We start from the raw sequence: 18,670 nt of genomic DNA, 5'->3' as shown, positions 1-18,670 counted from the left end.
TGAATCACTCATCAACTTCTGCACCGCGTCATGTTGCGTTGCATTGCGTCAACGCCTGACTCAGTGGTCTGTGTTGATCAGCGGCTGGGTACCTTCCGACTCGCACGGCAGGAAGAGGCGGAAGGTGGTGCCCTGGCCCGGCTGGGACTCGATGGTGAGCCTGCCCGCGTGGGCTTCGATGATGCGTTTGACGAGCGCCAGCCCCAGCCCGGTCCCCTTCGCCTTGGTGGTGAAGAAGGGCTCGAAGATGCGCTTGCGCACCTCGGGGGAGATGCCCGAGCCGGTATCGGTGAACTCCACCTGCAGCTCGGAGGACGAGCCATCCACGCGCCGCGCTCCCACCCGCAGGGTGCCTCCGTCGGGCATGGCCTGCACGGCGTTGAGGGCCAGGTTGAGGAAGGCCTGCCGCATCATCCGCTCGTCGGCGAGCACGGGGGGCACCTGGGCCTCCAGGGCCCAGTCCACCTTCACCCCGCCTCGGGAGTCCGCCAGCGCTCCTCGCACCGAGTCCTCCAGCAGCCGCGACAGCGGCACCGGCACGGGGTTGGGCGAGGGAGGGCGTGAGAAGTGCAGCAGATCATCCACGATGCGGTTGAGCCGCTCCGCCTCCTCGCCGACGATGTTCACCAACTGCAGCGCGGGGCTGGCGGGGCCGATCATCCTTCGGATGGTGGCCACCGAGTTGAAGATGGCGCCCAGGGGGTTGCGCACCTCGTGGGCGACCACGGCCGACAGCTCACCGAGCGCCGCCAGCCGCTCGCGCTGGACGAGCTGCTCCTGGGTGCGCTTGAGCTCCTCGTTGCGCTTGCGCAAGTCCTCGATGAGGCGGGCCTGCTCCAGCGCCAGCGCCAGCTGGTAGGTGATGGCGCTGGCGCGCTCCACCTCCGAGGGGGTGAAGACGCGGGGGCCTTCGCTCTCCAGGATGAAGGCCACGCCGACGGCGCGCTCGCGCACGATGAGTGGAAGCACCAGTGCGGCGCGCACGTTGAGCAGGCGGCCCAGCTCTGGATGGACCCGTGGGTCCGCGCGCGCATCCTCCACGAGGATGGGCATGCGCGAGTGCAGCGCCGCCACGGACAAGGAGTGCTCCGGATCCGAGATGGGCAGGGAGATGCTGCGCACCTCCGGAGGCGTGGGCTGGAGGGCGGTGGCCCGTATCTCCAGGTGCTGCTCCTGCTCGTCCAGCAGCAGCAGCAGGGCATTGGGGGCGCGGGCGATGAGCGCCAGGCCCTCCACGCCGACCCGGAGCAGCACGTCCATCTCCAGGGTGGCCACCATGTTGCGGCCCACCTCGTGGATGAGGATGAGGTCATTGGCGCGCCGGCGCACCTCGGTCAGCAGCCGGTGCGACTCGGTGGCGGCGGCGAGGTGCGCGCCCATGGCCTGCAGCGTCTCTCGCTCCAGGGCGGTGAGCCGGCGGAGCCGGCGGAAGGCGACGACGAGGGTGCCCACCGCGTGCGCGCGCACGCGCAGGGGCAGCACCACCACGGTGGCCAGGCCCAGACGCAGCATGTTCTCGCGCGTGGGGCTGGGGCAGGACTCCGCGTCCACCACCTGGGGCTTGCCCAGCTGCATCGCCCGGCCCGAGAGGCTGTTCTGCAGGGGCGGGCGCCGGTACTGGTCGACCATCTCCTTGTCCAGGCCGTGCGAGTACACCAGCTCCACCTCCTGCGAGTCCTCCACGCGCAGGAAGATGCCCAGGGCGTCGTTGTGCAGCAGGCGGGTGATTTCCTGCGCGCAGGGCTTGAAGAAGGCGGCCGGCTCCATGGCGGTGGCGGCGGTGGCGGCCAGCCGGTTGAGCGCGGCGAGCGCGGTGTTCTGCGCCGAGAGCTGGGAGATGGTGAGTGCCGCCTCGAGCGCCGCGGACACCTGGGCCCCGAAGAGCCGAAGCGGAGGCAGCGAGTCCTCCCGGAGCCAATCCGCCGCGACCACGAGCACCGCCTGGCGCTGCCCTCCCACCTCGATGCGCACGCCGATGACGTGCAACTGCGCCTGGCTCAGCAGCGTCTGGGCCTGGTGGGTGCCCTCCAAGGTCGCGAAGCGGGAGAGCTCCTGCACCAGCTCGGCCTCATAGGCGGCGCCCTCCTTCCACGCCTGCTCCAGCAGGGGAGACCAGACGCCGCTCCTGCCCTCGACCCGGGCTCGCTCCGGCGCGAGCGAGGCGAGGGTAGGCCCCAGGCACACCCGCTCCAGGCGCACCCGCTGGCCTTCGGGCACCAGGTAGCCAGAGGTGAAGCCCAGCTCCGCCAGGGCCGAGAAGACGCGGTTCAGCACCTCCCGCTCGGTGCGCAGGCCGGGCAGGACGGCGCCCACCTCCGCCAGCCGCTGGAGCAGCGAGCGGTGGTGGGCGCGAGCGCTCACATCCCGCACCAGCACCACCGCATCGCTCCCCTCGACGGAGACGGAGACCTCCACCCGTTGCTCACCCGTGGCGGTGTGCAGCGAGAGCTCGTACTCCATCGGCACCAGCTCGCCCCGCATGCGGCGCGTGTACCGGTCCAACAGCGCCCCCTCCCAGGAGGCGATCTCTCCCAGCTGCTGGAACGGCTTTCCGACGACCTGGTCCTCGCCGAGCCCGAGCAGCCGCAGCAGCGCCGCGTTGGCGTACACCATCAGTCCCTCGCGGATGACCCCGAGACCCAGGGGCATCGCGTCGAAGTGCCGGTACTTCGCGCCGGCTTCGGAGGGCGTGGTCACGACCATGAACCATCGCACCCCCGCTCAAAGTGGGGAAGCCGACTCCGGGGCATCACGCCTGGACGTGGGGGTGCGTCTTCTCGTACGTGCCGATGAGGTCGGCCTCCGCGAGGATGTGCCCCCTCATCGCCGCGAGGAGCTGGGCGCGGGTGGGGGAGCCCAGGTCGGGCAGCACGGTGTCCAAAGCATAGAGTTTATAGAAGTAACGGTGCCGGCCGATGGGGGGGCAGGGGCCGCCGTAGCCCTGGCGATGCCAGTCATTGAGGCCCTGGCGGATGCCAGGCGGCATCGTGTCGGGGGTGGCGCCCTCGGGCAGGTCCCTCGTCCCGGGAGGGATGTTGTAGAGGACCCAGTGGCACCAGGTGCGCTGAGGGTGGCGAGGGTCGGGTGCGTCCGGGTCCTCGACCACGAGGGCGAGGCTCCGAGTCCCTGCTGGCACCCCCTCCCAGTGCAGGGGCGGGGCCTTGTCCTCTCCCTCGTGGGTGAAGGCAATGGGAATGGTCTCGCCATCGCTGAAGCGCGGCGATGTGAGCTCAAGGGGCCTCGGCATGGGTGTCCTCCGGTGGTGGGAGTTGTCCCTTCTCAGACTGGAGATGGCCGGGCGCCGCCGCGAGGAGGACTCAGGACAGGCGGCACGGGCTCGCGCCCCTGGTCTAGAGTCATGGGCGTGAAGCTGCCCCTGCTCCTGCTCCTGCTGGCCCTGCCCGCGACCGCCGCCGAGCGGCTCTCGGTGCGAATCCTCGATGGAGGGAGCCTTGGAGCCTCGGAGGCCGAGCGAGCACTCGGCGCCGCGACGGAGCTGGCGAGGGAGCTGACCTCTCTCACCGTCAACCCCGTGTCGGGCCTGTCGCGCCGCTGCGCGGATGACGCGTGCCTGCGCGAGCGGCTCACCGAGGCGCAGGCCGAGCAGGGCCTCTTCCTGCTGGTGACGCCCGCGCGGCGCGGCTCCGTGGAGGTGGAGCTCGCCTGGGTGGAGGGTGTCCAGGCGAACCCCGTGCGGAGGAAGGTGTCCGGCGTGGCGCTGGCGGGGCTGAAGGAGGCGCTGCGCCCCGCGCTGGCCGCGCTGGTGCCCGCCTTCGCTCGCAAGGGCTGGGGCGGGCTGGTGTTGGAGGCGGAGTCCGCCCGCGTGCGGGTGGATGGCCGCGTCCTCGTTCTCTCGGGAGAGGTGACGCCGCTGCCCGCGGGGCCCCATGAGGTGGATCTGCTGCTGCCCTCGGGGGAGGCCTCCCTGTCTCGGGAGCTCGTCCCCGAGGGGGCGCGCCTGAGGCTGACGGCTCCCACCGAGGCCTCCTCGCCCTTGGCGCCGGGAGCGGCTCCGCGCGGCAAGGGGCTGCGGGCCACCTCCTATGTGACCTTCAGTCTGGGGGCGCTGGCGGTGGCGGGCTCGCTGGTGGCGGGCGGGCTGTCACGGGGCGCGCGCGCGGATGTGCGGCCCTGCCTGGACTCGGAGCGTGTGTGTACGCGCTACCCGGAAGCGCGCGAGGCCTACGAGAAGTCCGACCGCTACGCGCGAGCCGGCAACGTGTTGCTGGGCGTGGGTGGAGCCCTGTCGGCGGCGGGCGTAGGCCTGTTCGTCTTCGATCTGGCCTCGGCAGGCGAGTAGCCGCGCCCTCAGCGGGTCGCTGTTTGAGTCCCAGGGGGTATGTTCGTGCCGCCCTACTTGGTAAGTTGGCACTCAACCCCCGTGTCCACGGAACCGGGGCGAACCCCCACCCCCTGGCCCTGACTCCCGAGGAATCGCACCATGGACCAAACCGCGCTGCTCACCAAAATCCGCAACATCCTCCACGAGCGCTACGGGCTCGCCATGAACACGCTGCGTGAGGATGTCCGCCTCCGCGACCTGGGCATCGACTCGCTCTATGTGGCGGAGATCATGATCGACCTCGAGACCGAGCTGGGCGCCGACATGAACGTTGTGTCGATGCCGCCGGACCCCTCGCTGGGCGAGGTCGTCGCGGTCATCTCGAAGAACCTCGCCAGCCAGGCCTGACAGGCCCCTCGGTTCACAGGAGCTTGTCGAGCGTGATCGGCAGACCGCGGACGCGTTTGCCGGTCGCGTGGAAGATGGCATTGGCGATCGCCGCAGCGACGCCGACGATGCCAATCTCTCCCAGGCCCTTGGCTCCGAGCGGGTTGACGACCGAGTCCTCCTCGTCGACGAAGAGCACCTGGATGTCGTGGACATCGGCATTCACGGGCACGTGGTAGTCGGCCAGGTTGTGGGTCATGAACCTGCCGAGCTTCGGGTCCATGACGGTCTCTTCCTGCAGGGCCATGCCGATGCCGCCGACGATGCCGCCGAGGATCTGGCTGCGCGCCGTCTTCGGATTCAGGATGCGTCCGCCCGCGACGGCGCAGACGACGCGAGAGACCTTCACGACGCCGAGGTCTTCGTCGACCTTCACCTCCGCGAACACCGCCGAGTGGGTGCAGCGCGTGAACTTGTTCTGCTCGGGCATGTTGGGCAGGGAGAGCACCTGCTCCTCGAGGTGCAGGACTCCGCCCTGTCGCATCGCGGCGGTGAGCGACACGGCCTTCGATGGGTCGGCGCTCAGGTGGATCCGCCCGCCCGAGAAGGACACCTCTTCGAGGCTGGCCTTGGCCAGTGGCGAGCCGTCCACCTTCCGGGCGAGCTTGAACAGGTGCTCGCGCACCTTCTCGCAGGCGGCCTTCACCGCCGAGCCGACCGATGACACGGTCCACGAGCCGCCCTGGAGGGGCGAGGGGGGCAGGGAGGAGTCTCCGAGCTTGAACGTCACGGCGTCGATGGGCAGCCCGAGCGTGTCGGCGGCGATCTGCGTCATGACGGTATAGGTGCCAGTGCCGATGTCGGAGGTGGCGCTGCTAACGGTGAGCGTGCCGTCGATGCTCAAGACGGCCTTGGCGCTGGCCGGCTGTTGCATGGCCTCCCAGATGCCGGTGGCCATGCCCCAGCCGACGAGCTGCTTGCCTTCTCGCATCGAGCGTGGGGCAAGGCTTCGTCGGGCCCAGCCGAACTGCTCGGCGCCCTGCTGGTAGCAGGCCCGTAGCTCCTTGCTGGAGAACGGCTTGTCCTTGTTCTGGTCCCGCTCGGTGTAGTTCCTCAGGCGCAGCTCGAGGGGGTCGATGCGGAGCTGGTGGGCCAGCTCGTCCATCGCGGACTCCAGCGCGTAGACGCCGAGCACCGCGCCGGGCGCGCGCATGTCGACCGGCGTGTAGTTGTCCAGCTGGACGAGCTTGTGGTCGAGCCGGACGTTGTCGCACTGGTAGAGCAGGCCCGACCAGTTGACGACGACCTCGATGTAGTCCTCGAAGCGCGAGGTCTCCGCGATGGCCTCGTGGATGATGGACACGAGCTTGCCGTCGGAGGAGGCGCCGAGCGCCACCCGCTGCAACGTCTCGGGGCGGTGGCCGAAGGTGAACATCTGCTGGCGGGTCAGCGACACCCGGACCGAGCGCTTCAGCTCTCGCGCCGCCATGACCGCCAGGAACAGTTGATACTGCGGTCTCAGCCCCGAGCCGAACGCGCCGCCGACGAAGGGAGAGCGCACGCGCGCCTCGTCCTCGGAGAGCTTGAAGACCTTCGAGATGTACTTCTGGGTGTTCTGCACGCCCTGGGTCTTGTCGTAGAGGGTAAGCGTGCCGTCGTCCTCGTAGACCACCGTGGTGGCGTGCGGCTCCATGGGGTTGTGGTGCTCGACGGGCGAGGAGTACTCCGCGTCGACGCGCGCGGCGGCGCTGGCCAGGGCCTTGTCGGCGTTGCCTCGGGGCTTGGGCGGTGGCTCGTAGCCGCCTTTGCCCTTGCTCGGTTCGTAGGCTTCCTTTCGCCGCGCGCGCAGGTCCGTCTCGTGGGCGCGGGGCGCGTACTCGACCCGCACGAGCGAGGCCGCATAGGAGGCGAGCTCGAACGTCTCGGCGACGACCAGCGCGATGGGCTGGCCGCTGTAGACGAGCTTGTCGTCGTGCAGCGGCCGGAACGGCGAGCCGGAGGGCGCGTCCTCGTCCTGGTAGTTGCGATCGAACCAGGCGAGGCTCGGCCGATTCTCGTGGGTGAAGACGTGCAGCACGCCTGGCAGCGCGAGGGCCTCGCTGGCGTCGAGCTTCTGGATGCGCCCTCGGGCGACCGTACTCGACACGACGACACCGTAGGTGAGGCCAGGGACGTTGAACTCCGCGGCGTACTTCGCCTGCCCCGTCACCTTGAGGCGACCTTCGACGCGGCTGACCGGCTGTCCCAGCGGGGAGGTCGTCTTCGTCATGGCTGTGACTCCAGGCCAGCGGCTTGCCGCAGGGCGCGCACCACGGCGCGCTTCGCCAGTTCGATCTTGAAGGTGTTGCGACCAAAGCCCTTCGCGTCGCGAAGGAGCGCCTCCGCCACGGCCCGGAAGTGCTCCTCCGTGGCGGGCTTGCCACGCAGCAGCGCCTCGGCTCGCGGGTCTCGCCACGGCTTGTGGGCCACGCCGCCGAGCGCGAGCCGGGCTTCCTGGATGTGGCCGTCCTTCATGTCGAGCGCCACGGCGACCGACACGAGGGCGAACGCATACGACAGGCGGTCACGGAGCTTGAGGTAGGCGTGGTGCTCGGAGAAGCCTTGGGCCGGCAGCTCCACGGCGGTGATGAGCTCATCCTGGCCCAGGTTCGTGTCCAGGTGCGGCGTGTCGCCGGGTAGCCGGTGGAACTCGGCGAAGGGGATGGCGCGCTCTCCCTTCGGCCCCGTCACGCGAACGATTGCCTCGAGGGCCGCGAGCGCCACGCACATGTCCGAGGGGTGGGTGGCGATGCACGCGCCGCTGGTGCCCAGGATGGCGTGCATGCGGTTGAAGCCCTCGATCGCGCCGCAGCCTGTGCCGGGCGCTCGTTTGTTGCAGGGCGTGCCCGTGTCATAGAAGTACGAACAGCGCGTGCGCTGGAGCAGGTTGCCGCCCGTCGTCGCCATGTTGCGCAGCTGCGCCGAGGCGCCCGCGAGGATCGCCTTCGACAGCAGCGGATAGCGCCGCTCCACCTCCGCGTTGTAGGCGAGGTCCGAGTTGGTGACGAGCGCGCCGATCCTCAGGCCTCCGTCCTGGCTGGCGTCGATCCCCTTCAAGGGCAGGCGGGTGATGTCGATGAGCTGGTTGGGGCGCGCGACGTTCTCCTTCATCAAGTCGAGGAGATTGGTGCCGCCGGCAATGAACCGGGCCCGCTCATTCCGGGCAATCGAACCCACGGCCCCCGCGACGTTCTCTGCCCGCTCATAGGAGAAGCGATTCATCGCTTGGGGCTCCTTCCGCTCTCGCGCATCGCCTGTTCGATGGCCGCGAGGATGTTGGGATAGGCGCCACACCGGCAGATGTTGCCGCTCATCAGCTCGCGGAGCTCATCCACGGTCTTGGCCTTGCCCTCGTTGATCAGCCCCACGGCGGAGCAGATCTGCCCGGGAGTGCAGTAGCCGCACTGGAACGCATCATGCTCGATGAACGCGGCCTGGACGGGGTGCAGGGCCTCGCCAGAGGCGAGCCCTTCGACGGTGGTCACCTCCGCGCCCTCCTGCATGACCGCCAGGGTCAGGCACGCGTTGATGCGCTTGCCGTTGACGAGGACGGTGCAGGCCCCGCATTGACCGTGGTCACAGCCCTTCTTCGTTCCGGTCAGGCCGAGGTGCTCACGCAGCAGGTCGAGCAGGGTCGTCCATGGAGCGAGCTCCAGGCGCTTCTCCGCGCCATTGATTTTGAGGGTGACCGAGTGCGTCGAGGGCAGGCCCTCCGACTTCTCTCCAGCAGCCGGATCCTGAGATGAGGGATTCATGGATACACCTCCCTGGGTGGGCCCCGCAGGGCCACCGCGACAGTCGGGTGTAATAGGCACGGGCCTCACCTCCGTCTTCGAGGAGGTTCACGCGCACCCTGCCCAATGATTGGGTAATGGATACAGGCTCCGCGAGCCGGCCTCCTCTTGTGGAGTAGAGGTCAGTCGACGCGGAGCACGTTCTTCGCGGCCGCGCCGTCGCGCGGTGTCTCCGCGGCCTGCCGCTGATGCGAGAGGTGCGACAGCGGAGTGCCCGAGCGCATGCTGGTGAAGAGTTGCTCGCCGGAGCGCGCATTCCCCTCGCCGCGAGGGTGGGACTCGGTGATGCGGAAGAAGCCCATCTGCCGCAGCAGGCTCTCCGCTTGGGAGGCCAGCTCCTCCGCCATGCTCGACAGCTCCTCGGCGGCCGAGGCGCTCTGCTGCGCCGTCTCGTTCAGGCCGATCATGGCCCTGCTGAGCTGCCCGACGCCCGCGGACTGCTCGTTCGACACGGTGGCGACATCCTTCGCCAGGCCCGAGGTCGATCCAATCGAAGGAACGAGCTCTCGAAGCAGCGTCCCCGAGTTCTCGGCGATCTTCACGCTGTTCGTCGTCAGCGCGACGATCTGCTTCGCGGAGGACTGGCTTCCTTCCGCGAGCTTGCGGACCTCGGACGCGACGACCGCGAAGCCCTTCCCATGCGCGCCCGCGCGCGCCGCTTCGATGGCGGCGTTGAGCGCGAGCAGGTTCGTCTGATAGGCGATCTCATCGATGACGGAGATGCGCGAGGCGATCTGCTTCATCGCCTCCACGGTCTCGGAGACGGCCCGGCTGCACTGCTCGGCGGCGGCGGCTCCTTCTCGAGCGACCGCCTCGACGCGGCGGCTGCTGTCGGCGTTCTTGCCGATGGACGCGCTCATCAGTTGGAGGTTCGCGCTCATCTCCTCAGCGGTCGCGACCTGCTCGCTCGTGCCGCTCGAGAGCGACTGGGACATCATCGACAGCTGCGAGGACGCCGAGGAGAGTGCCGCCGCGCCCGCGCGGGTCTCTCCAATCACCTGGGCCAGTCGGTCCTGCATCGAGCGGAACGCGTCAGCCAGGGCGCCGATCTCGTCGGAGGAGCGGTAGTCGAGCTTGCTTGTGAGGTCGCCCTCCGCGATGCGCGTGGCGACGGAGGAGATCATCCCGAGCGGCTTCGTGATGCGACGGACCACGAGGATGACCCCGAGGCCAATCGCGCCGAGCACGAGCACCCCGAGCATGATGATGGACCGGCTTAGCTCGTTGGCCGGTGCGAGCACCTTCTCGAGCGGCACGAAGACGGCCAGGGCCCACTGCGTCGTGGTCTTGCCGATGCGGAGCGGGACCACCACTTCAATCGCCTCGGCGTTGAGGACCTCCGAGTGGACCCGGGCGCTCTTCGTGCTGGCGCTTGAGAGGCTGGCTTTGATCAACGCCTCGGCGGGCGAGGCGCCGATCGGGTTGCCTCGGAGCTCCGCCGACGGGTGCGAGACGAACGCGGCGTTGTTCGAGACGAGGAACGCATGTCCCGTGTCGAAGGGGCGGATCTTCGCGACCTCCTTCTGGATCTGATCGAGCGTGAAGTCCGCGCCCACCACCCCGAGGAACTTGCCGTTGAGCAGGAGCGGCACGACGGCGCTGGTGAGCAGTGTCGGCTTGCCGGCGACGGTGTAGCGGTACGGGTTCATGATGACCTCGTTGCCGCTCCGCTGCGGCAGGAGGTAATAGTCGCTCGGTCCCCCAAGGGCCTGGCCCTCGTAGTCGACGCTGGGCTCGAGCTGGATGTGTCCGGCGCCACGGTGGAAGTAGGGGATGTAGCGCCCCGTGGCGTCCGTCCCGGGGGTGTTGGCGAAGCTCGCGTCCTTTCCGTCGAACGCATTCGGCTCCCACACCGTCCAGATGCCGAAGAGCTGGGGGTTGTCCTCGAGGACCTTCTTGAGCTGGGCGTCGGCGGCGCGGCGGTCGGTCGAGCCGGTGAGCTTCTGGGCCACGAGCATCTGCGCGACCGTCCGGGCGGGGATCATCACCTCGTCGAAGTGGGCGTTGATGACGGCCGCGGAGTGCTCGGCGGCCTGGGCCGCCTGTAGGGGCGTCTGTTCATCCGCGATGCGCGACAACTGCCGGCTCAGCATCCACACAAGGAGGCAGAGGGCCAGGAGGATGATGCTGCAGAGGGCAACGAGCAGCTTGGTCGCGAGACTCTTACGGAAGGCCATGGGCGTGCGCATTGGGCGGAGTGCAGGGATGTATCAGGAGATCCCCGAGCGCGCCGGGAGGTCCAGGCCGACCGCGCGCTCGCCTGCACGTGCCTCAGGCAGCAGGCGTCAGTCGGCCCGGAGTTCGTTCTTCGCGAGCACTTCGTTCCGCGGAGGCTCCGGGAGCTGCCGCTGATTCGAGAGGTGCGACAGCGGAGCGCCAGGACGCCCGAGCGCGAAGAGCGGCTCGCCGGGGCGGGCAGTGCCCTCCTCGCGGGGGTGGGGCTCGGTCACGCGGAAGAAGCTCATCCGCTGCAGCAGGGTCTCCGCCTGGGTCGCCAGCTCCTCCGCCATGCCCGACAGCTCCTCGGCGGCCGAGGCGCTCTGCTGCGTCGTCTCGTTCAGGGCGACCATCGCCCTGCTGAGCTGCCCGACGCCCGACGCCTGCTCATGCGATAGGGTGGCAACGTCCTTCACCAGCTCGGTCGTCGCGCCGATCGACGGGACGAGCCCTCGGAGCAGCGCTCCCGAGCGCTCGGCGATCTTCACGCTGCTCGTCGTCAGCGCGACGATCTGCTTCGCGGAGGACTGGCTTCCTTCCGCGAGCTTGCGGACCTCGGACGCGACGACCGCGAAGCCCAGGCCGTGCGTGCCCGCGCGCGCCGCTTCGATGGCGGCGTTGAGCGCGAGCAGGTTCGTCTGGTAGGCGATCTCGTCGATGACGGAGATGCGAGAGGCGATCTGCTTCATCGCCTCCACGGTCTCGGAGACGGCCCGACTGCACTCCTCGGCGGCGGAGGTGCCCTGGAGCGCGAGCGCCTCGACGCGGCGGCTGCTGTCGGCGTTCTTGCCGATGGAGGAGCTCATCCGGTGGAGGTTCGACGTCATCTCCTCGGCCGTCGCGGCCTGCTCGCTCGTGCCGCTCGAGAGCGACTGGGACATCATTGACAGCTGCGAGGAGGCCGAGGAGAGCACCGTCGCGCCCTCGCGCACTTCTCCAATCACCTGCGCCAGCCGGTCCTGCATCGAGCGGAAGGCCTCGGCCAGCAGGCCGATCTCGTCGGAGGAGCGGTGGTCGATCTTTCCGGTGAGATCGCCCTCGGCGATGCGAGAGGCGACGGCGGAGAGCGACCCGAGCGGCTCCGTGATGCGGCGGACCACGAGGATGACCGCGATGGCCAGCACCCCTATCGCGAGCATGCCGTACAGAATCATGAACCGGCGCAGGTCGTTGGCCGGCGCGAGCACCTGGTCGAGCGGCACGAAGACGGCCAGGGCCCACGGTGTCGTGGTCCTGCCGATGCGGAAGGGAACCACCACTTCAATCGCCTCGCCCTGGAGCAGCTCCGAGTGGACACGGCCCACGCTCTTGTTCCCGCTCGAGAGCGTGGTCTTCATCAGCGTCTCGGCGGGCGAGGTCCCGATCGGTTTTCCGCGAAGCTCCGCCGAGGGGTGCGAGGCGTAGGCGGCGTTGTTCGAGAGGAGGAGGGCATGTCCGGTTCCGAAGGGCTGGACCTTCGCGACCTCCTGCTGGATGTGCTCGAGCGAGAGATCCGCGCCCACGACCCCGAGGAACTTGCCGTCGAGGAAGATCGGAACGATGGCGCTGGTGAGCAGCGTCAGCTTACCGGCGACGGTGTAGGAGAACGGGTTCATGATGACCTCGTTCTTGCTCCGCTGGGGGAGGAGGTAATAGTCGCTCGGTCCCCCCAAGGTCTCGTGTTGGTAATCGACGTTGACCTCGCGCTGGATGTATCCGGCACCGCGGTTCCAGTAGGGGAGGTAGCGCCCCGTCGCGTCCGTACCAGGGGTGTTGGCGAAGTCCGCGTCCTTCCCGTCGAACGCGTTCGGCTCCCACACCGTCCAGATGCCCAGGAGGTGGGGGTTGTCCTCGAGGATCTTTCGGAGCTGGGCGTCAGCAAGGCGGCGGTCCGCCGGACCGGTGACCTTCTGGGCCAGGAGCATCTGCGCGATCGTCCTGGCGGGGATCATCGCCTCATCGAGCTGGGCGTTGATGAGGTCCGCGGCGTGCTGGGCCTCCTGGGTCGCGATCCGGGACGCCTCGCTCTGGGCGACGTGTGACAGCTCCCGGTTGAGGACCCAGACAAGGAGGCCCAGGGCCAGGAAGATGGTGGTGCAAAGGGCGATGAGCAGCTTCGTCGCGAGACTCTTACGGAGAACCATGGGCTCGGGCATTCGTCGAGCCCACCTGTATCAGCAAAACTTCGGAGCCCATTTTTTCCGGCCAACCGGCCGCTCGTCTGCACGGTGCCTCGGGCGAAGGTCGCTAGCCGAGCGTCCCGGCGATCGAGTCGATCATGAGCGTCCAGCCGGCCACGGTGCGGCTCTCGTACTCGGCCCACTCCGGCTTCATCTCGTGGAGCAAGGTGAGCTCGCACCCGGTGTCCTGGGGGACGATGTCGATGCTCACCCGGTCCCGGTCGGCCGAGTACTTGGGGACCGCCCACGTGAACACGAGGCGGCGGGGCCGGTCGAGCTCGAGATACTCGCCGGTGTGTTCGACCTCCTCTCCGTCTCGCAGCTCCACGAAGGAGAAGGTGCCTCCGACCCTCGCGTCGATCTCCACGCGCAGCAACTCGGCCGTGGACGCCATCTTGCGTCGGGGGATGGAGGCCGCCATCCAGCGCCGGACCTGCTGGGGATCAAGCCAGGCGTCGAAGACGCGCTCGGGCGGGTGGGTGAAGCGACGGGTGACGCGGGCAACGATTGGGAGTTGGGTGCTCATGGGAAGGTCCTCCTCAAGGGTTATGCGCGGGCGGCCGAGAACGTCGCGCCGTAGTGGCTCGCCACCTCTCTGTCGCCGACGATGCGCTGGTGCCACTCGTGCTCGAACACGCGGGGCGGCTCCCAGACGCGGATCTTCCCGACCATGTGGCGCACCTCGGGCGGCGAGGGCGGGCCGTCGGCGACCATCTCGATCGCTCCGCCCACGCGCGTCTCCAGGGCGGTGGTGGCGCCGAACCAGACGGCGCGCTGCTGGGGCTCTGTGATGGCGGCCCAGACCGCTTCGATCGGATGGGGGATGCGCCGCTCGAAGGTGAGGGTGGCGACGTCCTCCTGGAGGGTGATGGTGCCGGTTCGCTTGTCCTGGGGCATGGGCTTACCTGGTCTTTCCGTTGGGGCGAGGGGTGCCGTGGGTGGTGTTGAGGTGCTGCTCGAGGGCATCGAGCCGGTCGGACCAGAAGCGGCGGTAGCGGCTCAGCCACTGGTCCAGCTCGACCAGGCGCTCCGGGCACAGCGTGTAGATGCGGCGTTGGGCCTCGGGGCGGACCTCGACGAGCCCGACCTCGCGCAGCACCCGCAGGTGCCGCGAGACCGCCGGCTGCGTGAGAGAGGGCAGGGCCTCCACGAGCTCGCCCGCCGAGCGCCCACCCTCGGCGAGCAGCTCCAGGAGGAATCGGCGGTTCGGTTCGGCCACGGCCTCGAAGACATCCATCGCTTCGTATATTGCGCATGCGTTATATAACGCGCAAGTCATAAGCTGAGGAGTCTCTAGCGCTGGACGGTGCGCTCGCGCGGCGGACGCTTGCGTGCCATCCCTTCCCTGCGGCGGTGGCACTGGCCCGCCTTGTGCTTGGGGCCTGTCGCGCGATGTCTGGCCCCCACGACCTCTTTGTCCGTCTCACCTTCGGTCACCCCGAGCATGCGGCGGCCGAGCTGCGCGCGGCCTTGCCTGTCGAGCTGGTGTCCCAGGTGGACTGGGACACGCTGCACCGGGAGTCAGGCTCCGTCATCGACCCGGAGCTGAGGGAGACCGAGAGCGACCTGCTCTTCTCCGCGCGGCTGCGTGGGGGCGGGGCGCTGCTCTTCTACGTGCTCATCGAGCACCAGTCGTCGGTGGACCGGTGGATGGCGCTGCGCATGCTGCGCTACGTGGTTCGCCAGTTGGAGCGCTGGCGACAGGAACACCCGGATCAGGAGGTGCTGCCGCTCATCCTCCCGCTGGTGCTGTACCACGGGCCGGAGGGGGCTTGGAGCGCCCCTCGCCGGGTGGAAGAGCTCTTCGAGGTGCCTGAAGGAGCGCAGTGGCCCGAGCGCTGGAGGGCGTTGCTTCCGCGCTTCGAGTACCAGGTGGATGACTTGACGGCCGAGAGGGTTGAGGCGCTGCTGGCGCGCCCAGGCCCGCCCCTGGTGCGGCTGGCGTGGCGGCTCCTTCGGTATGGGCGCACCGAGGAGCTGGCGGAACGGCTACCGGGCTGGCAGGCGCTCTTCGTCCAGGTTCAGGGCACGCCTCATGGCTTGGAGGCTCTCCGTGCAGTAGTTCATTACCTGCTGCTGGTGGGAGATGAAGCGGCACAAGTCGCTACGGTAGAGGTATTACAGGCAGCCGTAGGTGCTCAGCGAGTGGAGGAACTGATGCCGACCGTGGGAGAGAAGCTCATTGAGCAGGGGCGTCAGCAGGGACTTCTGGAGGGATTGGCCAAGGGACAAGCCCAGAGTGTGCTTCGGGCGCTCGTTGCGCGGGGCGTGTACGTGGATGCCGAGTCCCGCCAGCGCATCCTGGCGTGCAGAGACATGGAAACCCTGGATCGCTGGTTCGATCGCGCCCTGACCGCCACCCGCCTCTCGGAGGTCCTGGAGGACGTGACCCCCTGAGCCCGAGGGCATGAAGCGCTACGATGGAGGGCTTCCAAGGAGCCGCTGGCGCCATGTCTCCCACTCCGCAACGCCTCGTCTGCTCGGGCCTCTTGGCCCTCGTGCTGTGCGCCACGCTCTTTGGCGCCTGCTACGAAACCCCGCCCCTGGACGGGTACTACACCTGCTCCCAGGACTCCGAGTGCGCCGACGGCGGCCTCGTCTGTGATGACGGGGTGTGCTGCTCAGAGCGTGGAGAACCCCTGTGTCTCAGCCGTGTGCTGGACGGTGGCATGTGCGCCGATGGCGGCACGGCCACCCGCTACTTCCGCGACGAGGACGGAGACGGCTACGGCAACCTCACCGAGCCCCTGCTGCGCTGTGCCGTGCCGACCACGCTCCAGGTGGCCACCAACGACGACGACTGCAACGACAACCCCGCCGCCAACGGCGTCCTCTTCTACCCGGCGGCGCCCGAGCAGTGCGACGGCCGCGACAACGACTGTGACGGCGACATCGACGAGGGCCTCGATGGCGGTCTCTGGTTCCAGGACGACGACCAGGACGGCTTCGGAGACCCGGCCAACGCCCGCATCTTCTGCCAGCCCCCGCCCGGCTGGACCGCGAGCATGAACGACTGCGCGCCCGCCAACGCCAGCATCCATCCCGCCGCCTCCGAGGTCTGCAACGCCGTGGACGACAACTGCAACGGGGTGACCGACGACATCGCCGAGGCGGGACAGCCCTGCACCGTCTCCGGCGCCCTGGGCTTGTGCGCCCAGGGCCGGCGCATCTGCCGCTCTGGCGCCGACGCGTGCGAGCAGACCGTCTTCCCCGTCTCGGACAAGTGCGATGGCCTGGACAACAATTGCGACGGAACCGCGGACGACAAGCCCGAGTGCGGCGGGCCTACCACGTTGATCAACGAGCCGGGGGTGGCGCGGGGCGCCAAGTACCTGCTGACCAGCCTCAACGGAGGTCCTGGCTCCTGCGTGAAGGACAACGCGGCCGCCGCGCCCGCGGATAGCGTGTCGGGCAGTGTGTGGCGCGGCGCCGGCGCCGGCAGCCACGTCTTCTGGGCCGAGCAGCGGGATGGCGGCTCGTGGGACCTCAGCCGGCCGGGGGCCAACCTCAAGCTCTTCGGCACCTTCCGCAGCGACGGAGGCGTCAACTCCTCGGGCAGCCGCTGGAGCGACCACAACCAGCCCGTGGTGCTCCTATGTGGGCCCGGGGGCTTCCTGCGGCTCGTTCACCAGGGCCGCCTGCTCCAGGGGGCGGCTCCCGTTCTCCTCCAGGAGATCGTCCGGATGCCCACCGCGGATGGCGGGGTGGGAAGCTGGGTGGTGGGTGGCAACAGCAGCCCGGACATCCTCCGCGTCCTGCGCCAGGTCCAGCGCGTGGAGATCCTCATCCAGCCCGAGTCCGTCACCCCGACACCGAGCTTCCAGGCGGACTACACGGTGGACTTTGGCTTCCCCTAGGCATTCCGCGCCCTTCTGCTCCGACTCCCTCTGTTGAAGCGTAGCGGTTGCGCATGCCGCGTCTTCAGTGCTAAGCGGCGCGCGCGCCAGTGGCGCACGGGGCGGGTGTGTGGTGGAAACCCGAGGTTTTCCCGGGAGTTGGAGGCGTCCGATGGCTGAGGAGCCCCGGGAGAAGGGTGGGAAGGAGGGCGACGAGCTGTCGCCCACCGCCCGGCAGATGCAGGCGGCCGTGCCCTACATCTCCGCGGTGTGGAAGATGGTCGGCGGGGCGGTGGTGGGCGTGCTGGGTGGCTTGCTGATGGACCGATGGCTGGGGACGAAGCCCTGGGGGTTGGTGGGGTTGAGCGTGGTGGGGATCGTCGTGGGCTTCTACGGGTTCCTCCACGAGATGACCCGGCTGGGGAAGAAGAAGTGAAGGAGCAGGCGGCGGCGGAGGAGGCGTTCCGCAACCACGTGATGGTGGCGGCGGGAGTGGCGGTGGTGGGGCTGGCGCTGGCGGCGGGGTTGCCGCAGACGCCCGAGAACCGGTGGCCGGCGGTGTGGGGAGTGGGGTTGGCGGCGCTCACCGGGGCGGTGTCCCTGCCGCTCAAGCGGCGGGCGGTGCGCAAGAGCCTCCGGGCCGCGATGAAGGCCGTGGGCATGGTGTTCGCCCTGAGGGTGGTGGCCGTGGCGGCGGGGCTGTACGCGATGGTGTCGCGGGGGTTGGAGGCGTGGGGGTTCGTCGTCGGCTTCTTCGGCGTCTACTTTGTGCTGCAGTGGGTGGAAATCAGCTACGTGAGCGCCGCGGCGCGAATCGCCGCGGGCGGAGACGAGTGATGCGCAAGGCAATGGTCCTGATCGCCAGTCTGTTCGCGGCTTCGGTGTACGCCGCGTCGGCGGCGCCCGCCGAGGGCGCTGAGCACGGCAAGGAGGACGTGGCGGGCTACATCCTCCACCACGTGGCGGACTCGCACGAGTACGAGTTCGAGGTTCCCCTCAGCCACGACCACGTCGCCATCCACCTGCCGGAGATCTACATCCCCTTCCACGAGGGGGCCTGTACGCCGACGATGACGGACCACGGCAATGTGGTGCCGGGCATCACCCAGGGCTGCCTGGATCTGTCCATCACCAAGCACACGGTGATGATGTGGGTGGCGACGGCGCTGCTGCTGGCCACCATCTTCATCTGGAGCAACCGCGACAAGTCGAAGCTGGTGCCGCGCGGGGCGGGCGCCAACCTGTTCGAGATGCTGGTGCTCTTCGTGCGCGACGAGCTGGCCATCAAGAACATCGGCAAGGAGGAGGGCCCGCGCTACGTGCCCTTCCTGCTCACCGCGTTCTTCTTCATCCTCTTCATGAACCTGCTGGGCCTGTTCCCGTGGATGGCGACCGCCACCGGTAACATCGCCGTCACCTGCGCCCTGGCCATCTGCACCTTCATCGTCACGCAGATCGCCGGCATCCGCGCGGCGGGCCTCGGTGGCTACCTGAAGCACCTGACCGGCGGCGTTCACCCGCTGCTGTGGCCCATCATGATTCCGGTCGAGATCCTCGGCCTGTTCACCAAGCCCTTCGCCCTGACGATGCGTCTGTTCGCCAACATGCTGGCGGGCCACATCGTCATCTTCTTCCTGCTGGGCCTCATCTTCCTGATGGGCAGCGCGGCGGTGGGCCTGGTGGCGGTGCCCTTCGCCATGGGCATCTACTTCCTGGAGCTCTTCGTCGCCTTCGTGCAGGCCTACGTCTTCACCATGCTGTCGGCGCTCTTCATCGGCATGAGCGTGGCGATGGGCCACCACCACGACCACGGTGACCACGGCGCGGACCTGGGCCACGGCCACGCCGAGGGCGGCGCCAGCCACGACCACGGTCGGGCGCACATGTAACGAGTTATCGAGGCCCGGCGGCACGGGCCTCGGCCAGAACCCGGCGATTCGAAAGGTCGCCGGAGGT

17 protein-coding genes are annotated in these 18,670 nt (G+C 68.8%); 7 read left to right on the top strand and 10 right to left on the bottom strand.

The annotated features are described in order from the left end of the window. Window positions 1-60: 60 nt before the first annotated feature. Both SYV04_RS07170 and SYV04_RS07165 read right to left on the bottom strand, forming a co-directional pair. Window positions 61-2,703 carry an ATP-binding protein gene (locus SYV04_RS07170; RefSeq protein ID WP_321544879.1) on the bottom strand — a complete coding sequence of 881 codons (2,643 nt, stop codon included), beginning with the start codon at window positions 2,701-2,703 and terminating at the stop codon, window positions 61-63. A 46-nt stretch (window positions 2,704-2,749) separates the two neighbouring features. After that, entirely contained in the window at window positions 2,750-3,247 is a 498-nt protein-coding gene (locus tag SYV04_RS07165) for a YbhB/YbcL family Raf kinase inhibitor-like protein (RefSeq protein ID WP_321544878.1), read from the bottom strand. A 117-nt stretch (window positions 3,248-3,364) separates the two neighbouring features. On the opposite strand from SYV04_RS07165, the gene SYV04_RS07160 reads away from it, so the two are divergent. Then, on the top strand, window positions 3,365-4,300 hold the full coding sequence (locus SYV04_RS07160; protein WP_321544877.1) for a hypothetical protein: 936 nt from the start codon (window positions 3,365-3,367) through the stop codon (window positions 4,298-4,300). A gap of 141 nt (window positions 4,301-4,441) precedes the next feature. Continuing rightward, a complete protein-coding gene (locus SYV04_RS07155) occupies window positions 4,442-4,690 on the top strand; it encodes an acyl carrier protein (RefSeq protein WP_321544876.1) in 249 nt (82 codons plus the stop codon). Between the two features lie 13 nt (window positions 4,691-4,703). Here the strand turns inward: SYV04_RS07155 and SYV04_RS07150 are convergent, their stop codons facing one another. From SYV04_RS07150 to SYV04_RS07115, 8 genes are all read right to left on the bottom strand, one after another. Further along, a complete protein-coding gene (locus SYV04_RS07150; protein ID WP_321544875.1) occupies window positions 4,704-6,938 on the bottom strand; it encodes a xanthine dehydrogenase family protein molybdopterin-binding subunit in 2,235 nt (744 codons plus the stop codon). Then, window positions 6,935-7,930 (bottom strand): FAD binding domain-containing protein, encoded by a 996-nt coding sequence (locus tag SYV04_RS07145; protein ID WP_321544874.1) that lies wholly within the window; start codon window positions 7,928-7,930, stop codon window positions 6,935-6,937. Before SYV04_RS07145 ends, SYV04_RS07150 begins: the two co-directional genes overlap by 4 nt. Then, entirely contained in the window at window positions 7,927-8,463 is a 537-nt protein-coding gene (locus SYV04_RS07140) for a (2Fe-2S)-binding protein (protein ID WP_321544873.1), read from the bottom strand. Before SYV04_RS07140 ends, SYV04_RS07145 begins: the two co-directional genes overlap by 4 nt. Before the next feature lie 161 nt (window positions 8,464-8,624). Next, window positions 8,625-10,679 (bottom strand): methyl-accepting chemotaxis protein, encoded by a 2,055-nt coding sequence (locus SYV04_RS07135; RefSeq protein ID WP_321544872.1) that lies wholly within the window; start codon window positions 10,677-10,679, stop codon window positions 8,625-8,627. A 108-nt stretch (window positions 10,680-10,787) separates the two neighbouring features. Then, window positions 10,788-12,842, bottom strand: a complete 2,055-nt coding sequence (locus SYV04_RS07130) for a methyl-accepting chemotaxis protein (protein WP_321544871.1) — start codon at window positions 12,840-12,842, stop codon at window positions 10,788-10,790. 103 nt (window positions 12,843-12,945) lie between these two features. Beyond that, window positions 12,946-13,404 carry an SRPBCC family protein gene (locus SYV04_RS07125; protein ID WP_321544870.1) on the bottom strand — a complete coding sequence of 153 codons (459 nt, stop codon included), beginning with the start codon at window positions 13,402-13,404 and terminating at the stop codon, window positions 12,946-12,948. Window positions 13,405-13,424: 20 nt separating this feature from the next. Next, window positions 13,425-13,775 (bottom strand): SRPBCC domain-containing protein, encoded by a 351-nt coding sequence (locus SYV04_RS07120; protein ID WP_321544869.1) that lies wholly within the window; start codon window positions 13,773-13,775, stop codon window positions 13,425-13,427. A 4-nt stretch (window positions 13,776-13,779) separates the two neighbouring features. Further along, entirely contained in the window at window positions 13,780-14,097 is a 318-nt protein-coding gene (locus SYV04_RS07115; protein WP_422723915.1) for an ArsR/SmtB family transcription factor, read from the bottom strand. A 173-nt stretch (window positions 14,098-14,270) separates the two neighbouring features. Between SYV04_RS07115 and SYV04_RS07110 the strand changes: the two genes are divergently transcribed. From SYV04_RS07110 to atpB, 5 genes are all read left to right on the top strand, one after another. Beyond that, entirely contained in the window at window positions 14,271-15,275 is a 1,005-nt protein-coding gene (locus tag SYV04_RS07110; protein WP_321544867.1) for an Rpn family recombination-promoting nuclease/putative transposase, read from the top strand. Between the two features lie 53 nt (window positions 15,276-15,328). Further along, the gene (locus tag SYV04_RS07105) at window positions 15,329-16,735 is read left to right on the top strand and encodes a putative metal-binding motif-containing protein (RefSeq protein ID WP_321544866.1); all 1,407 of its coding nucleotides are present in this window, start codon (window positions 15,329-15,331) and stop codon (window positions 16,733-16,735) included. Window positions 16,736-16,886: 151 nt separating this feature from the next. Beyond that, window positions 16,887-17,150 carry an AtpZ/AtpI family protein gene (locus tag SYV04_RS07100; RefSeq protein ID WP_321544865.1) on the top strand — a complete coding sequence of 88 codons (264 nt, stop codon included), beginning with the start codon at window positions 16,887-16,889 and terminating at the stop codon, window positions 17,148-17,150. Further along, the gene (locus tag SYV04_RS07095) at window positions 17,147-17,551 is read left to right on the top strand and encodes a hypothetical protein (RefSeq protein WP_321544864.1); all 405 of its coding nucleotides are present in this window, start codon (window positions 17,147-17,149) and stop codon (window positions 17,549-17,551) included. The genes SYV04_RS07100 and SYV04_RS07095 overlap by 4 nt, the downstream gene beginning before the upstream one ends. Further along, window positions 17,551-18,603: a F0F1 ATP synthase subunit A gene (gene atpB / locus SYV04_RS07090; protein WP_321544863.1), complete on the top strand. Its 1,053-nt coding sequence runs from the start codon at window positions 17,551-17,553 to the stop codon at window positions 18,601-18,603. Before SYV04_RS07095 ends, atpB begins: the two co-directional genes overlap by 1 nt. Window positions 18,604-18,670 lie beyond the last annotated feature (67 nt).

This window comes from Hyalangium ruber (assembly GCF_034259325.1).
Taxonomy (GTDB): domain Bacteria; phylum Myxococcota; class Myxococcia; order Myxococcales; family Myxococcaceae; genus Hyalangium_A; species Hyalangium_A rubrum.
The sequence above is the reverse complement of the archived record's forward strand: the minus strand, read 5'-3'. Positions and strand labels throughout refer to the sequence as shown.

Bases quoted from the DNA above. Each gene is read 5' to 3' on its own strand.
- SYV04_RS07145 (WP_321544874.1), bottom strand. From the start codon at position 7,930: ATGAATCGCTTCTCCTATGAGCGGGCAGAGAACGTCGCGGGGGCCGTG.
- SYV04_RS07165 (WP_321544878.1), bottom strand. From the start codon at position 3,247: ATGCCGAGGCCCCTTGAGCTCACATCGCCGCGCTTCAGCGATGGCGAG.
- SYV04_RS07150 (WP_321544875.1), bottom strand. From the start codon at position 6,938: ATGACGAAGACGACCTCCCCGCTGGGACAGCCGGTCAGCCGCGTCGAA.
- SYV04_RS07120 (WP_321544869.1), bottom strand. From the start codon at position 13,775: ATGCCCCAGGACAAGCGAACCGGCACCATCACCCTCCAGGAGGACGTC.
- SYV04_RS07140 (WP_321544873.1), bottom strand. From the start codon at position 8,463: ATGAATCCCTCATCTCAGGATCCGGCTGCTGGAGAGAAGTCGGAGGGC.
- SYV04_RS07130 (WP_321544871.1), bottom strand. From the start codon at position 12,842: ATGGTTCTCCGTAAGAGTCTCGCGACGAAGCTGCTCATCGCCCTTTGC.
- SYV04_RS07170 (WP_321544879.1), bottom strand. From the start codon at position 2,703: ATGGTCGTGACCACGCCCTCCGAAGCCGGCGCGAAGTACCGGCACTTC.
- SYV04_RS07125 (WP_321544870.1), bottom strand. From the start codon at position 13,404: ATGAGCACCCAACTCCCAATCGTTGCCCGCGTCACCCGTCGCTTCACC.
- SYV04_RS07110 (WP_321544867.1), top strand. From the start codon at position 14,271: ATGTCTGGCCCCCACGACCTCTTTGTCCGTCTCACCTTCGGTCACCCC.
- SYV04_RS07100 (WP_321544865.1), top strand. From the start codon at position 16,887: ATGGCTGAGGAGCCCCGGGAGAAGGGTGGGAAGGAGGGCGACGAGCTG.
- SYV04_RS07135 (WP_321544872.1), bottom strand. From the start codon at position 10,679: ATGGCCTTCCGTAAGAGTCTCGCGACCAAGCTGCTCGTTGCCCTCTGC.
- SYV04_RS07155 (WP_321544876.1), top strand. From the start codon at position 4,442: ATGGACCAAACCGCGCTGCTCACCAAAATCCGCAACATCCTCCACGAG.
- SYV04_RS07105 (WP_321544866.1), top strand. From the start codon at position 15,329: ATGTCTCCCACTCCGCAACGCCTCGTCTGCTCGGGCCTCTTGGCCCTC.
- atpB (WP_321544863.1), top strand. From the start codon at position 17,551: ATGCGCAAGGCAATGGTCCTGATCGCCAGTCTGTTCGCGGCTTCGGTG.